Annotated in this window: 10 protein-coding genes and 1 tRNA gene; 3 read left to right on the top strand and 8 right to left on the bottom strand. The window is 64.4% G+C overall.

The window, feature by feature from the left end:
• Positions 1-181 precede the first annotated feature (181 nt).
• The 5 genes from AC1DOX_RS05630 to AC1DOX_RS05610 all read right to left on the bottom strand — a co-directional run bounded on the left by AC1DOX_RS05630 (position 182) and on the right by AC1DOX_RS05610 (position 6,947).
• Entirely contained in the window at positions 182-868 is a 687-nt protein-coding gene (locus AC1DOX_RS05630; RefSeq protein ID WP_441621021.1) for a C40 family peptidase, read from the bottom strand.
• 346 nt (positions 869-1,214) lie between these two features.
• Positions 1,215-2,864 carry an ABC transporter ATP-binding protein gene (locus AC1DOX_RS05625; RefSeq protein WP_092134324.1) on the bottom strand — a complete coding sequence of 550 codons (1,650 nt, stop codon included), beginning with the start codon at positions 2,862-2,864 and terminating at the stop codon, positions 1,215-1,217.
• The gene (locus tag AC1DOX_RS05620) at positions 2,861-3,991 is read right to left on the bottom strand and encodes an ABC transporter permease (protein WP_441621018.1); all 1,131 of its coding nucleotides are present in this window, start codon (positions 3,989-3,991) and stop codon (positions 2,861-2,863) included. Before AC1DOX_RS05620 ends, AC1DOX_RS05625 begins: the two co-directional genes overlap by 4 nt.
• Entirely contained in the window at positions 3,988-5,037 is a 1,050-nt protein-coding gene (locus tag AC1DOX_RS05615) for a microcin C ABC transporter permease YejB (RefSeq protein ID WP_441621016.1), read from the bottom strand. The genes AC1DOX_RS05620 and AC1DOX_RS05615 overlap by 4 nt, the downstream gene beginning before the upstream one ends.
• A gap of 23 nt (positions 5,038-5,060) precedes the next feature.
• Positions 5,061-6,947, bottom strand: a complete 1,887-nt coding sequence (locus tag AC1DOX_RS05610) for an extracellular solute-binding protein (RefSeq protein ID WP_441621014.1) — start codon at positions 6,945-6,947, stop codon at positions 5,061-5,063.
• A gap of 210 nt (positions 6,948-7,157) precedes the next feature.
• Here AC1DOX_RS05610 and fabI point away from each other — a divergent pair, with 210 nt between their 5' ends.
• Positions 7,158-7,943: an enoyl-ACP reductase FabI gene (gene fabI, locus AC1DOX_RS05605; RefSeq protein ID WP_092134330.1), complete on the top strand. Its 786-nt coding sequence runs from the start codon at positions 7,158-7,160 to the stop codon at positions 7,941-7,943.
• Between the two features lie 91 nt (positions 7,944-8,034).
• Here fabI and AC1DOX_RS05600 read toward each other — a convergent pair whose 3' ends face one another.
• Positions 8,035-8,925, bottom strand: a complete 891-nt coding sequence (locus AC1DOX_RS05600) for a LysR family transcriptional regulator (protein WP_441621012.1) — start codon at positions 8,923-8,925, stop codon at positions 8,035-8,037.
• A 106-nt stretch (positions 8,926-9,031) separates the two neighbouring features.
• Between AC1DOX_RS05600 and AC1DOX_RS05595 the strand changes: the two genes are divergently transcribed.
• The gene (locus tag AC1DOX_RS05595) at positions 9,032-11,020 is read left to right on the top strand and encodes an alkyl/aryl-sulfatase (RefSeq protein WP_441621010.1); all 1,989 of its coding nucleotides are present in this window, start codon (positions 9,032-9,034) and stop codon (positions 11,018-11,020) included.
• Positions 11,017-12,666, top strand: a complete 1,650-nt coding sequence (locus tag AC1DOX_RS05590; RefSeq protein WP_441621008.1) for a GMC family oxidoreductase — start codon at positions 11,017-11,019, stop codon at positions 12,664-12,666. The genes AC1DOX_RS05595 and AC1DOX_RS05590 overlap by 4 nt, the downstream gene beginning before the upstream one ends.
• 87 nt (positions 12,667-12,753) lie before the next feature.
• Here AC1DOX_RS05590 and AC1DOX_RS05585 read toward each other — a convergent pair.
• Together AC1DOX_RS05585 and AC1DOX_RS05580 are read right to left on the bottom strand one after the other, a co-directional pair.
• Positions 12,754-12,830, bottom strand: a tRNA-Arg gene (locus AC1DOX_RS05585).
• Positions 12,831-12,902: 72 nt separating this feature from the next.
• Positions 12,903-14,153, bottom strand: coding sequence for a GGDEF domain-containing protein (locus AC1DOX_RS05580; RefSeq protein ID WP_441621006.1), 1,251 nt, complete (start codon positions 14,151-14,153; stop codon positions 12,903-12,905).
• Positions 14,154-14,172 lie beyond the last annotated feature (19 nt).

Genomic DNA, 14,172 nt, shown 5'->3' with positions numbered 1-14,172 from the left:
AAATGCCGGCCAACAATAGTTGTCACATCATTGCGACAAAGCCTGACAGAACGCGTCACCCTCGATGACAGAGCATGTCACCCTTTAGTGGGGTATATGTCTCAAATGTCACATCGCCACGGCGCATGGACGAAAAAAAGGACTGCCGAAGCAGTCCTTTTTCTTACTGGCCCAGCCAGGCTCAGCCGCCATAAAGCGACCGGCCTTGGGCATTCGGATCGAAACGCTTGAGCGTCTCCACCATGCTGCCCATGCCACTGTTGGCCGAGCCGCGCGACGAATCGTCGATGCGGCGGGCGCCATTGTAGCGGGTCGTCCAGTAGGTGGCGCGCATGTCGTCCACACGGATCTTGCTGCCGGTGGACGGCGCGTGCACGAACTTGTTGTCGCCAATATAAATGCCGACGTGCGAGAACGTATGGCGCATGGTGTTGAAGAACACCAAGTCGCCCGGACGCAGGTCGTTGGCGGCCACGGTGGTACCCACCTGGCTCATTTCTACGGATCGGCGCGGCAGCATGAAGCCGAAGGTGTCATTGAACACGTAGCGGACAAAGCCGCTGCAGTCCAGGCCGGATTCGGGGCTGTTACCGCCAAAGCGGTAACGCACGCCAATCAGGCCCAGAGCGTTCATGACCAGGTCGCCAGCCTTGCTGGCAACGTTGCTGGTGGAATTCATGACCGACGACAGCAAGCCACGCTTGCCTTCCGGATGGGCATCCGCGCTCGGTTCCGCGCGGGCATCGATCCGGGCGTCGGGGTCCTTGAAGACCGTATCCGCCAGCACACCATTCGACACAGTCGCACCGCAGGCAATGGCAATTCCAATGGCGGCGTGCGCCAGGGAATGAAGTACCGTTCGCTGCATTGGTTCTCCTGATGATCGGACTATTCTGACCGGCATGTCAGACATTGCCGGACAGTCGAAAGACATCAGGGCGGATCGTACGCAAAAAGTACGCCAGCACAGTTGCACCAGCCGCGAGCACAGGTGGCCTTCCCAAAGGCCTGCAAGCGGCGGACGAACCACCCCCAAAAATAGTTATCGCGGGATGGTAAAGGACTACCCTTGACATGTCAAAGATGGTTACAAATTCCCGTGAAAGCGCCATCAAATCAATGAAGTAGCGCAAAAAACGCATCTCTTTTCTCGCATTCCGCATAAACGGAATGTGCTAGCCAGACTGCCGCGTGCGTGTTGCAACGCACATCATTCAACCCGCCCCCAACCGGGCAGCCGCCATCAGCTTGCGCGTATACGCATGCTGCGGTGCGCCGAGCACGGTTTCCGTTTCGCCCGACTCCACGACTTCCCCGTTCTTCATCACGATGACCCGATGTGCCATGGCCCGGATGACGGCCAGATCATGGCTGATAAAGAGATAGCTGAGGTTGTACTTGTGCTGGAGTTGCGATAACAGCGCCAGCACCTGCTGCTGGATGGAAACGTCAAGTGCCGAAGTCGGCTCATCCAGGACGAGCACCTGCGGCTTCAGGATCAGCACGCGGGCGATGGCGATCCGCTGCCGCTGACCGCCCGAGAACTCGTGCGGGTAGCGGCCAAGCGCCGTCCGGTCCATCCCCACCTCGCGCAGCACCTCGATGACACGCTCGCGCATGGCTTCGGGCGACAGCCCCGGCTGATGCAGCGCCAGGCCCTCGCCCACGATCTGCTCGATCGTCATCCGCGGCGACAGCGAGCCGAACGGATCCTGGAACACCACCTGCATCCGGGACCGCAATGAACTGCGCTCCTTGTGCGTGCAGGCATCGAAACTCTTGCCGAGAAACTGGATCGAGCCGCCGCTCTTGCGCTGCAGGGCCAGCACTGCATGCGCCAGCGTGGTCTTGCCGGAGCCCGATTCGCCGACGATGCCGACGGTCTCGCCTTCGCGCAATTGCAGATCGACGTCCTTGACCGCCACGAACTGCTCTTTCATGAACCAGCCGGCAAGCCCGGGGCGCTTCTTCGCGTAGTTGACGCATAGCCCATCGGTTTCCAGCAGCACCGGCGCCAGCGGCACCAGCGGCAGCACTTCGCGCTTGGGCCGGCTGTCGATCAGCTTGCGGGTATAGGGATGCTTGGGGCTGGCAAAGACCTCGGACGTGACACCGGTCTCCACCAGCACGCCTTTTTCCATCACGCCCACGCGCTGGGCAAAGGCGCGCACCAGATTCAGGTCGTGCGTAATCAGCATCACGGCCATGCCGAACTCCGCCTGGAGATCGCGCAGCAAGTCCAGGATCTGGGCGCGGATGGTCACGTCCAGTGCCGTGGTAGGTTCGTCCGCCAGCAGCAGCTTGGGCCGGCAGGCCAGCGCCATGGCGATCATCGCTCGTTGTCGCTGCCCACCCGATAGCTGGTGCGGAAAACTGTTGAAGCGGTTGGCGGCATCGCTGATGCCGGTGCGCTCCAGCAGCGCGATCGCCCGGTCGCGCGCCGCGCGGCGGTCCAGCCCTTCGTGCAGCGCCAGTGTTTCCACGATCTGGTTGCCGACGGTGTAGAGCGGGTTCAGGGCCGTCATCGGCTCCTGGAAGATCATGGCGATCTCTGATCCACGGATGCCGCGCATTTCGCGATCGGACACCTGCATCAGATCCTTGCCTTCGAAACGGACGGCACCCTGATAGCGCGCGTCCTCCACCAGCCGTAGCATGGCGAGCGCGGTGACAGTCTTGCCGGACCCCGACTCGCCCACCAGCGCGTAGCGCTCGCCGGCGCGCAGGTCGAAGCTAATGTCGCGCACCGCGCGCGTGGCGTGCTCGCCCTCCCCGAACGTCACGGACAGCCGCTCGACGCACATCAGTTGCGTGCCTGGCGCCGGTGCGGCCACCGGGTCTGGAAACATCGCGGCAAGACTCATTGCACGGCCTCCGCAGGCGTTGCGGCAGGCACCTTGGGTTCCACACGGCCGCGCAACTGAGCCAGGCCCAGGCGCGTGTCAAAGGCATCGCGCAAGGCATCGCCCATGAAGGTCAGCAGCAGCAGCGTGATGACGAGCACCGCGAACGTGGACAGCGAGATCCACCAGGCGTCGAGGTTGCCCTTGCCCTGCGCCAGCAGCTCGCCGAGGCTCGGCGTGGTCGGCGGCACGCCCAGGCCCAGGAAATCAAGGCTGGTTAGCGCGAGGATGGCCGCGCTCATGCGGAACGGCAGAAACGTGATGACCGGGGTCAGGCTGTTTGGCAAGATATGGCGCCACATGATCTGGACATTGGACAGCCCAAGCGCGCGCGCCGCCTTGACGTAGTCCAGCGACCGGTTGCGATAGAACTCCGCCCGTACGTAGTCGGACAAACCCATCCAGCCGAACAGCGACAGCAGGATGATCAGCAGCGCCAGGCTCGGCTCGAAAATGGAAGCGAAGATGATCAGCAGGTAGAGCTCCGGCATGGAGCTCCAGATCTCGATGGCTCGCTGGGAGAACAGGTCGAAGCGCCCGCCGAAGAAGCCCATCAGCGCGCCAGTCAGTGTGCCGATCAGCACGCCAATAATCGTCAAGGCCAGCCCGAACAACACCGACACGCGGAAACCGTAGATCAGCCGCGCCAGCACGTCGCGTCCGCGGTCATCCGTGCCAAGCCAGTTTTCCGCCGACGGCGCCGCCGGGTTGGGCTCCTTGGCGAAGTAGTTCAGCGAATCGTACGAGTACCGGTTGATCGGGAACACGGCAAAGTTGCCATGCGTCGTGATCCGCTCGCGGATAAACGGGTCCAGGTAGTCGGTCCGGGTCGGGAAATCGCCGTCGAACGTGGTCTCCGGATAGATCTTGACGATCGGGAAGTAGTACTCCCCCTTGTAGCGCACCACGAGCGGGCGATCGCTGGACAACACCTCAGCACACAGGCTCAGCACGAAGATCACCACGAACAGGATCAGGCTCCAGTAGCCCAGCCGGTTGCGGCGGAAGCGTTGCCAGGCACGCTGGCGCGGCGAAAGCGAATGCGGCAGGCCGTTGCCGGCGACCGGAGCGCGGGAGAAGACTTTCATCGATGCATCCCTTCGAAGTGGATGCGGGGGTCGACCATCACATAGCAGACATCGGAAATCAGGCGCGTTACCAGCCCGATCAGCGTGAACAGGTACAGCGTGCCCAGCACCACCGGATAGTCGCGGCGCAATACGGCTTCATAGGACAGCAGACCCAGACCATCGAGCGAGAACAGCGTCTCGATCAGCAGGGACCCGGTAAAGAATGCGCCGATGAAAGCCGCCGGGAAGCCCGTCACCAGAGGAATCAGCGCATTGCGAAACACGTGCTTCCAGAGCACGCGGCGTTCGGCCAGGCCCTTGGCGCGCGCGGTCAGCACATACTGCTTGCGGATTTCCTCGAGGAAAGCGTTCTTGGTCAGCATGGTGATCACGGCGAAGCTGCCGACCACCGATGCCGTAATCGGCAGCACCAGGTGCCACAGATAGTCCATCACCTTGCCCATCATGGACATCTGCTCCCAGTCGTCGGAAGTCAGCCCACGCAGCGGGAACCACTGGACAAACGTGCCGCCGCCGAACAACACCAGCAACAGCACGCCCAGCACGAAGCCAGGAATCGCGTAGCCGACCAGTACCACCATGCTGCTGATCACGTCGAACCGGCTGCCCGCGCGGATTGCCTTGGAAATGCCCAGCGGCACCGATATCAGATAAGTCAGAAAGAACGTCCAGAGCCCCAGGCTGATCGATACCGGCAGTTTGGACTTGACCAGCTCCCACACGCTGCGGTGCTGGAAGTAGCTCTGCCCCAGGTCAAACCGCGCAAAGCGCTTGAGCATCAGGAAATAGCGTTCGAGCGGTGGCTTGTCGAAACCGTAGAGCGCCTGGATCTCCTTGATTTTTTCAGGATCGACGCCACGCCGGCCGCGGTATTCGGCACCCCCGCCGCTGGCTTCGCCGGAACCGCCCCGCCCTTTCATTTCGAGCATCATCTGCTCGACCGGGCCACCGGGCACAAACTGGATCACGACAAAGGTGAGCGTGATGACGCCGATCAGCGTCGGGATCATCAGCAAGATACGTTTGAGGAGGTAGGCAATCATGGCCGTCCAGTCCCTGTGGTGGCTTATTGGGTCTTCGGCGTCAGATCTTTACGCCACCAACTGGAGAGAATCCAGCCCTCCGCCGTGTAGTAGTACGGCAGCCGCGTCGGATACGACATGACCTTGCGGTACGCCACGCGATGCGATGCACTGTACCAGTTCGGCACGATGTAGTACCCATGCATCAGCACGCGGTCCAGCGCGCGGCCAGCGGTGATCAGCTCCTCGCGGGTGTGGGCATGCAGCACGGCGTCGACCAGCTTGTCCACGGCCGGCGATTTCAGCCCGAACAGATTGTCGGACCCGGGCATGGCGGCGGCCTCCGCCGAAAAGCGGTCGCGCAGCTCGTTGCCGGGGCTCTGGCTGTCCGGAAAGCGGATCGACACCATGTCGAAGTCGAAATCCTCCAGCCGCTTCTGGTAGAGCGCAAAGTCCGTGGTGCGCTGATGCACCTCGATGCCCAACCGCTCCAGGTTGCGTACATAGGTGGTGATCACCCGACTCATGGCGCCGCCGTCATCGAGGAACTCGAACACCAGCGGCTCGCCCTTGGCATTGCGCAGCGCGCCGTCCTCGTACGTCCAGCCAGCCTGAGCCAGCAGGCGGCGGGCCTCGCGCAGGTTGTCGCGCAGCGAGCGCGGCGGATTGGTCGTCGGCTGAATCACATCGGGGCCGAAAACCTCGGCAGGCAATTCGGCGCGCAAGGGCTCCAGCAGCTTCATCTCGCCAGGGCCCGGCCTGCCATCAAACGTCGTGCTGGCCGCCAGTTCGCTATTGGAGAACCAGCTATCCAGACGCTTGTAAGCCCCGTAGAACAGCTGTCGGTTCAGCCATTCGAAATCCAGCGCCAGAATCAGCGCCTGCCGTACGCGCACGTCCTGGAAAATCGGTTTGCGCATGTTCATGACGAAGCCCTGCATACCGGCGCCGTTGCGGTGCGGGAAATCGGTCTTGATCAGTTCGCCATCGCGGAAATGCGGGCCGACGTAGCTTTTCGCCCAGTTCTTGGAGCGATACTCGACGATCGCGTCGAACTCGCCGGCCTTGAAGGCTTCCAGCTTGGCGGTCTCGTCCTTGTAGAGTCGGTAGACCACGCGCGCGAAGTTGAACGTGCCGCGCCGCACGGCCAGGTCCCGGCCCCAGTAGTTCGGGTTGCGCTTGAAGGTGATGCCGCGGCCGGCGTCGTAACGTTCGATGGTGTACGGCCCGCTGGTGATCGGCTCCTCGAAGGTCAGCTTGTCGAACGGCACCTTCGCCGTCCACTTCTTCGAGAACACCGGCAGGGACCCCACGATCAGCGGCAGCTCGGTATTCCGTTGCTTGAATTCAAACCGTACCGTGCGCTCCCCGAGCACCGTCACGGCCTTCACATCCATGCACATGCTGCGATAGCCCGGGCTGGCGGCCTTGCTCATCAGCATGTCATACGAATGTTTGACGTCCGACGCCAGGACCGGATCGCCATTGACGAAGCGGGCTTCCGGGCGGATGCGGAAGGTGACGGACAACTCGTCGGGTGCCACGGACACGTCCTCCGCCAGCAAGCCATAGGCGCTGGCGGTTTCGTCGGCGCTGCTGATCAGCAGCGACTCGAACATGAGCGCGGTCAGCCCCGGCGCCGAGGTGCCCTTGAGCGTGAACGGGTTGAACTTGTCAAAGCTGGTACGCCGGTCCGGATTGGCCAGCGTCAGCGTGCCGCCCTGCGGCGCTTGTGGATTGACGTACTCGAACTGCTTGAAGTCAGCCGGATACTTGAGATCGCCGTGAAGCGCAAAGCCGTGGGCGGCCAGCACCGATACGGGAAAACCCGAAGCCAGCACGATCAACAGCGCCAGCCCCCATTGCACTACCGCGCTACGACGGAAGCACTGCCCTGCCGCCTGAAGCGGCCAACGTGCGCGAATAAGCATCCCGTTGCAGACCTCCACCATGACCAGGACAGCCCGACGTCTTGTGGCCGGGCGAAGTTGTGCGACAATTTTACATGCGTTCGGGTGGCCCCCAGCCATCCGGACATTCCCTCTACGCGGCGCAACAAACAGCGGGGAACTTTACCCGCCATGCACCGGCCCCGGGCCTGTGCACGAAGCATGCCCGCCCCACAATATCTTGGAGAACCTATGGGATTTCTGGCAGGTAAGCGGATCCTGATCACCGGCTTGCTGTCGAACCGCTCGATCGCCTATGGCATCGCATCGGCGTGCAAGCGAGAAGGCGCGGAGCTGGCCTTCACCTATGTCGGCGAGCGATTCAAGGACCGCATCAGCGACTTCGCCAAGGAATTCGGCTCCGACATGATCTACGAATGCGATGTCGGCAGCGACGAGCAAATCGCCGCCACGTTCGCCGCACTGGGGCAACGCTGGGAAAAATTCGACGGTCTGGTGCATTCGATCGGCTTTGCACCGCGCGAAGCCATCGCCGGCGATTTCCTGGAAGGCTTCACGCGCGAAGGCTTCCGCATCGCGCACGACATTTCGGCGTACAGCTTCCCGGCGCTCGCCAAGGCAGCCCTGCCGCTGCTGTCGGACAAGGCATCGCTGCTGACGCTGTCGTATCTGGGCGCCGAGCGCGTGGTGCCCAACTACAACACGATGGGCCTGGCCAAGGCCTCGCTGGAAGCCAGCGTGCGCTACCTGGCGTCGTCGCTGGGTCCGCGCGGCATGCGCGCCAACGGCATTTCGGCCGGTCCGATCAAGACGCTGGCCGCCGCAGGCATCAAGGACTTCGGCAAGCTGCTCAACCACTTCGAGGAAGTGGCCCCGATGCGCCGTAACGTGACCATCGACGAAGTTGGCAATGTGGCCGCATTCCTGCTCTCCGACCTGGCCAGCGGCGTGACCGGCGAGATCACGTATGTCGACGGTGGCTACAACATTGTCGGCGCCGGCGTGACGAGCGAATAAGCGCTCGCCCCTTTCGCCTGCCGTACAGAGCGCCCTTCACGGGGCGCTTTTTTTATCGCCGATGCAACGTTGCCCGATGCGCGAGGCGCATTCACGCCACAGCGTCGATGGCCGCCACCGCACGCTCCGCTGCCGGCGACAGCGTGCGCTGCGCCAGCCGGACGATCGCAAACTGCATCGTCACATCAGGCAGATCCGGCACTGAAAGTGGAACTAGCGTGCCGGCCTCCATCTCGGCATGCACGGCGCGCGCGGGAGCCAGCAGGACGACATCGGCATGACGCACCAAATAGGTCAGCGCGCGGAAGTCGTTGCTTTCGACCTGGAACGGCAGGTCTTCACCAGGCTTGCAGCGCAGCAGTTTGCGCAAGCGCTCGTGCGTCTCGGGCGGGAAGACCACCGAGACCAGCGCTGCCGCACGCAAGGCTGCCAGGCTCACCGGCCCGTCCGCCAGCGGATGGCCGGCCCGCACGAATAAGCCCGCGGACTCCGGCGGGAGGCGCCGGCTCTCCAGTTCGGCAGACATCGGCACCGTCCTGTGCTCGACCACGACGAAGTCCAGCCGCTCCGCGTGCAGCGCCACCAGCAGCGCGGCGGGATTGCTGACTTCCGTGGCGATTCGGAGCTTCGGCCAGTCCCGATGGATCGCGCACAACATCTCCGGCAGCAGGATCGCCGCCGGAAACGCCCCCAGGCCGATTTGAACGCTGCCAATCTCGTGCTGCCGAATCAGCGTCAGATCGCGCGCCAGGCAACTGGATTCAAACAGAATGCGACGGGCACGCTCGGTCACCATCTGGCCCACCGACGTCAGCGTCACCCCGCGGGCACCGCGATCAAACAGCATGACGCCGGCCTCTTCTTCCAGCGCCTGGATGCTGCGCGTCAAGGCTGGCTGGCTCAGGTGAACGCGGCGCGCGGCACTGGCCAGCGATCCCTCCTCCGCCACGGCGATCAGATGTTCCAGTCGTTTCAGGTTCATGGTATGCGCCGATTGCATGCTTGCGATATAAAATTTGCAATTGAATTATAGGTGCAGGACGTCTCAAATAGGCGGCTAGCCTACTCGCCATGTCTACGATCCCACCATGCGCCTTGCCCGTCCCGCCACGTTCGCCATGGCCGCGCTTGCGGTCCTCGCCGCCGCCAACGCATCTGGCGCCGCCGCTTCCCCCAACGCGGCCACGCCGCTGACGGCCCGGTCCAACGCCGACTGGCTACGATCCTTGCCCTTCGCGGATCGCGCCGACTATGAAGATGCCCGACGCGGCCTGGTGGCACGCTTCCCCAAGCGCACCATTGACACCGCCGACGGCAAGGTGGTCTGGGACTTCGATGCCTATGCGTTCGAGGCCGCGCAGGACGCGCCCGCCACGGTCAACCCCAGCCTGTGGCGGCTGGCGCAACTGAACAACGAAGCCGGCCTGTTCAAGGTGACGGACCGCGTCTACCAGGTACGTGGCGCCGACCTGGCCAACATGAACATCATCGAGGGCGACACAGGACTGATCCTTATCGACACCCTGCTCACGGCGGAGACCGCCCGCGCCGCGCTCGACCTCTACTACGCCCATCGCCCGCGCAAACCCGTGGTGGCGATCCTCTACACGCACAGCCACGCCGATCATTTTGGCGGCGTGCGCGGCATCGTCAGTGAAGACGATGTCAAGCGCGGCAAGGTCGCCATCCTCGCACCTCATGGTTTCATGGAAGAAGCCGCCAGCGAAAATGTGCTGGCCGGCAGCGCCATGGGCCGCCGCGCCCAGTACATGTATGGCACGCTGTTGCCAAAGAGCGCCACCGGCCAGGTCGATACCGGGCTGGGCAAGGCCACCGCGCGCGGCACGATCACACTGATCGCGCCGACCGAACTCATCACCCGACCGATCGACACGCGCCGCATCGACGGTGTGGATATCGAATTCGAACTCACGCCGGGCACGGAGGCGCCGGCGGAGATGAACGTCTACCTGCCCCAGTTCCGCACGCTGTGCATCGCCGAGAACGCCGTGCGCACGCAGCACAACCTGCTGACGCTGCGCGGCGCCCAGGTGCGCGACGCCAAGGCATGGTCCTATTTCCTGGGCCAGGCGCTGGTGCGCTATGGCGAACGCACGGACGTGCTGATCGGCCAGCATCACTGGCCGACCTGGGGACGTGCGCGCATTGTGGAGATGCTGTCGGACCAGCGCGACATGTACGCCTATCTGAACGACCAGACGCTGCGCCTGATGAATCAGGGCATGACGCCGCTCGATATCGCCGACACCCTGAAGACGCTGCCCGAGTCGCTGGCCAGCAAGTGGTACGCCCGCGACTACTACGGGTCGGTCAGCCATAACGTGCGGGCCGTCTACCAGCGCTACCTGGGCTTCTACGATGGCAACCCGGCGCACCTCAACCCGCTGCCGCCCGTGCAGGCCGCCAGGAAGACCATCGAATGGATGGGCGGCGCCGACGCGGTCCTGGCACGGGCCCGCGAGGCCTACGCACGCGGCGAATATCGCTGGGTGGCGCAGATCGGCAACGAACTGATCTTTGCCGATCCGGCCAACGCCGCAGCGCGCGCCTTGCAGGCCGATGCCCTGGAGCAGCTCGGCTACCAGAGCGAGAATGCGACCTGGCGGAACATCTACCTGACGGGCGCGCAGGAGCTGCGCAACGGCGTCAACAAGGCGACCGGCAGCGCGCTGGGCTCCTCGGACCTGGTCCGCGCGCTGACGGTCACCAACTTCTTCGACTACCTGGCCGTGCGCCTGAACGCCGACAAGGCTGCCGGCAAGACGATGACGCTGAACTGGAACTTCAGCGATCTGCAGCAACGCTACGCCATGACGCTGCGCAATAGCGCCCTGACGTATGTGGCCGGCGCGCAGGCTGCCCAGCCCACGGCTGCGGTCACGCTGACCAAGGCCACGCTGGACCAGATCAGCCTGAAACAGCTGACACTGCCCGATGCCATGAAGTCCGGCGCAATCCGGATCGACGGCGACCCCCGCGCCGTGGCAGCCTTGTTCGCCATGATGGATACCTTCGACCCCACGTTCAACATCGTCACGCCACAGGAGCGGCCATGAGCCAGGCAGAGTTCGACTACATCGTCGTTGGAGCAGGTTCGGCAGGTTGCGCCGTCGCCAGCCGGCTGGCCGACATTCCGGGCGTCACGGTGGCGTTGCTCGAAACCGGCCCGGACGACCACCACTTTAGCGTCTGGACGCCCCTGGCCATCGCCAAAACCGTGCGACAGGCCGGGCCGCACAACTACGGCTACCGCACCGTGCCGCAGGCCGGACTCAACGGCCGGCCGTCCTACCAGCCGCGCGGGCGCGGATTGGGCGGCAGCTCGTCGATCAACGCGATGCTGTATATCCGCGGCCATCGCAGTGACTATGACAAATGGGCCAGGCTGGGCTGCACGGGTTGGGGTTTCGATGACGTCCTGCCCTATTTCCGCCGCAGCGAGTGCAACCAGCGCAATGCGGGCCATGATGACGCCTGGCACGGGGGCCAGGGGCCGCTCCATGTGAGCGACCAGCGAACGCCCAACCCGTTCTCGCGGCGCTTTGTCGCGGCCGCCGCGCAGGCCGGCCTGCCGCTGAATCCTGATTTCAATGGCGCGGAGCAGGAAGGGGTGGGGTTGTTCCAGGCCACGCAATACAACGGCGAACGCTGGAACGCGGCGCGCGCCTACCTGCATCGCGGCAACAAGGCCGATGCCGGGCACAACGGTGGTCGCAAGAGCCTGACGGTGCTGGTCGAGACCCAGGCCATGCGAATCCTGTTCGACAACAAGCGAGCGGTGGGCGTCAGCGTGATGCGTGCCGGGCAGGCACAGACGCTGCGCGCGCGGCGCGAGGTGATCGTCAGCGGCGGCGCCTTCAATTCGCCACAGCTGCTGATGGCCTCGGGCATCGGTCCCGCGGACCATCTGCGCAGCCTGGGCATCCCGATCGTGCACGATTTGCCCGGCGTCGGCGAGAACCTGCAGGATCACCTCGACGTCATCGTCGGCAAGCCGCTGAAGTCCTACCACCTATATGGCTACTCGCTGGTCGGCGCGGCCCGCATGGCCGGCGAGGTCCTGCGCTATCGCCTGCGCCGTAGCGGCATGCTCAGCTCGCCCGTGGCCGAGGCCGGCGCCTTCGTCAGGACACGGCCGGACCTGGCCGCGCCCGATCTGCAACTGCACTTTGCGCCGGCGTTGCTCGGCAATTCGAACGTGGCCCGGGCCGGCAAGCCGGATCATGGCTACTCGTGCCATGCCTGCGTGCTTCGGCCGGAAAGCCGTGGCAACGTGCGACTGCAATCGGCCGACATGCGCGACATCCCACTGATCGATCCGCGCTTCCTGTCGGCGGCGTCCGACCTGGACGGCATGGTGGCCGGTGTCAGGCTGATGCGCCGGATCTTTGCGCAGCCCGCGCTCGCCGAAGCGGGCGGCGAGGATACGCTGACCCCGCTGCTCGGCCCCGGCGACGGTGATGAGGCCGCGATCCGCGACTTCGTCCGCAATCACGCCGACACCATCTATCACCCGGTGGGCACCTGCAAGATGGGGGGCGACGCCATGGCTGTGGTCGACGCCAGCCTGCGGGTGCATGGCGTGGAGGGGCTGCGCGTGGTGGATGCATCCGTGATGCCGACGCTGGTGGGCGGCAATACCAATGCGCCGACGATCATGATCGCGGAGAAGGCGGCGGACATGATCCGCGCTGGCGACTAAGGGGTCGGGGCGCAGGGATTTCAGGTGCCGGGAATGTGGCCGGAGGAGTGACCGAGGGGGTGGCCGGAGGGAAGGTGGCCGAGGGAGTGGCCCGCCCTAGAGGATTCGAACCTCTGACCGCTCGCTTAGAAGGCGAGTGCTCTATCCAACTGAGCTAAGGGCGGCCGGCCTTGCCGTTGCTGGCAAGGCGAGCATTCTACCGCAGCGCCATGCCTTGCAGCACGCGCCGCGCCAGATTATGAGGGTTCGCGCTCGCGCACCCGGGGGCGACGCGGCATGCCGACGCCCTCCGCCGTATCGTGCGCCGACACGCAATCGCGGCCCCTCTGCTTGGCATCGTAGAGCGCGCGATCCGCGCGGCGCATCACCGCATCGGCGTTCTCACCAGCCTGACGCTCCGCCATGCCGATGCTGACCGTGTAGGCAATCGCATCGGGTTCGGACGGACACGGCGTCGAACGCACCAGCGCGCTCAGCCGCAGGCCGACGGCACGACCGGCTTCCATCGTCGAGTCCGGCATGACGATGGCGAATTCCTCCCCGCCCAGCCTGCCAAGGATGGCGCCCGGCGGCGCCGACTTGCGCAGCAGGCCGGCAAAGTGGCGTAGTACGCTGTCGCCGGCCAGGTGACCGTAAAGGTCATTGATGGCCTTGAAGTGATCTAGGTCGATGAACGCCACCGAAAACGGCTGACGCTGGCGCTCGACCTGCTTGCAGGCGGCCTCTAGTTCCTCCCAGAACGCGCCGCGCGACAGCACGTCGGTCAGGTCGTCATGGCGTGCACGGCGCTCCAGCATGCGGCGCAGGCGATCGTGCGCCATCAGCGCGAAGCTGACAGACAGGCCAACCACGCCGAAGACAAACCACACGGTGATACTGCCACGCACATCGGACGCCGGCATTGGCAGGCCGTCCACCAGCGCCCGCAACGGCGGCCACGCCTGCACGCCTGACAAGACCGCGCACGCCACGGCCACCAGCACAAGTGAAAGCACTGCCAGACGGCCCATGCCGCGCTTGGCCGGCAAGCGCGAAGCGGTCACGCGGATCATTTCGAGCAACAGCAGAATCTGGATAAGGGACGACGCCAGCGTCAGCCATGCGACGACGGTGTCAGACGTCAACCTGCCGCTTGCGGACGCCAGCTCGCTGCCGGCATGTACCGCCAGCGCTGCCAGGCCCGGCAGGTTGAGCGCCGCAAGCACGACGCCGCGCCCCGGCTTGCCGGTGAAATGCCGGGTGCCATAGACCATCATCGACAGCCCGGCGGTCAGCGTAAGCTCCGGCAACGCTTCGATCGGCCATTCGGGCCGGTAGGCGTGCGTCGCCAGCAGCACCACGGCCAGCGTGACAATCAGGTCGCCGATTGCCCATGACGTCAGCCCGCTGCGCTCCATGCCGGAGGATCGCCGCAACACGGCACAGACGACCGCCATCTGCAGCGCGAACAAGCCCGCAATCAGCACTACCACCTGCGACTGAAACATCTTCTTTCCCGTTCACAAA

The sequence above is a fragment of the Cupriavidus sp. 01L415 genome (assembly GCF_056400065.1).
Note: the sequence above shows the minus strand (reverse complement) of the source record. Positions and strands in the feature narration are given on the sequence as shown.

Coding starts and splice junctions, on each gene's coding strand:
- AC1DOX_RS05595 (WP_441621010.1), top strand. CDS start 9,032: ATGCGCCTTGCCCGTCCCGCCACGTTCGCCATGGCCGCGCTTGCGGTC.
- AC1DOX_RS05615 (WP_441621016.1), bottom strand. CDS start 5,037: ATGATTGCCTACCTCCTCAAACGTATCTTGCTGATGATCCCGACGCTG.
- AC1DOX_RS05600 (WP_441621012.1), bottom strand. CDS start 8,925: ATGAACCTGAAACGACTGGAACATCTGATCGCCGTGGCGGAGGAGGGA.
- fabI (WP_092134330.1), top strand. CDS start 7,158: ATGGGATTTCTGGCAGGTAAGCGGATCCTGATCACCGGCTTGCTGTCG.
- AC1DOX_RS05630 (WP_441621021.1), bottom strand. CDS start 868: ATGCAGCGAACGGTACTTCATTCCCTGGCGCACGCCGCCATTGGAATT.
- AC1DOX_RS05610 (WP_441621014.1), bottom strand. CDS start 6,947: ATGCTTATTCGCGCACGTTGGCCGCTTCAGGCGGCAGGGCAGTGCTTC.
- AC1DOX_RS05625 (WP_092134324.1), bottom strand. CDS start 2,864: ATGAGTCTTGCCGCGATGTTTCCAGACCCGGTGGCCGCACCGGCGCCA.
- AC1DOX_RS05590 (WP_441621008.1), top strand. CDS start 11,017: ATGAGCCAGGCAGAGTTCGACTACATCGTCGTTGGAGCAGGTTCGGCA.
- AC1DOX_RS05620 (WP_441621018.1), bottom strand. CDS start 3,991: ATGAAAGTCTTCTCCCGCGCTCCGGTCGCCGGCAACGGCCTGCCGCAT.
- AC1DOX_RS05580 (WP_441621006.1), bottom strand. CDS start 14,153: ATGTTTCAGTCGCAGGTGGTAGTGCTGATTGCGGGCTTGTTCGCGCTG.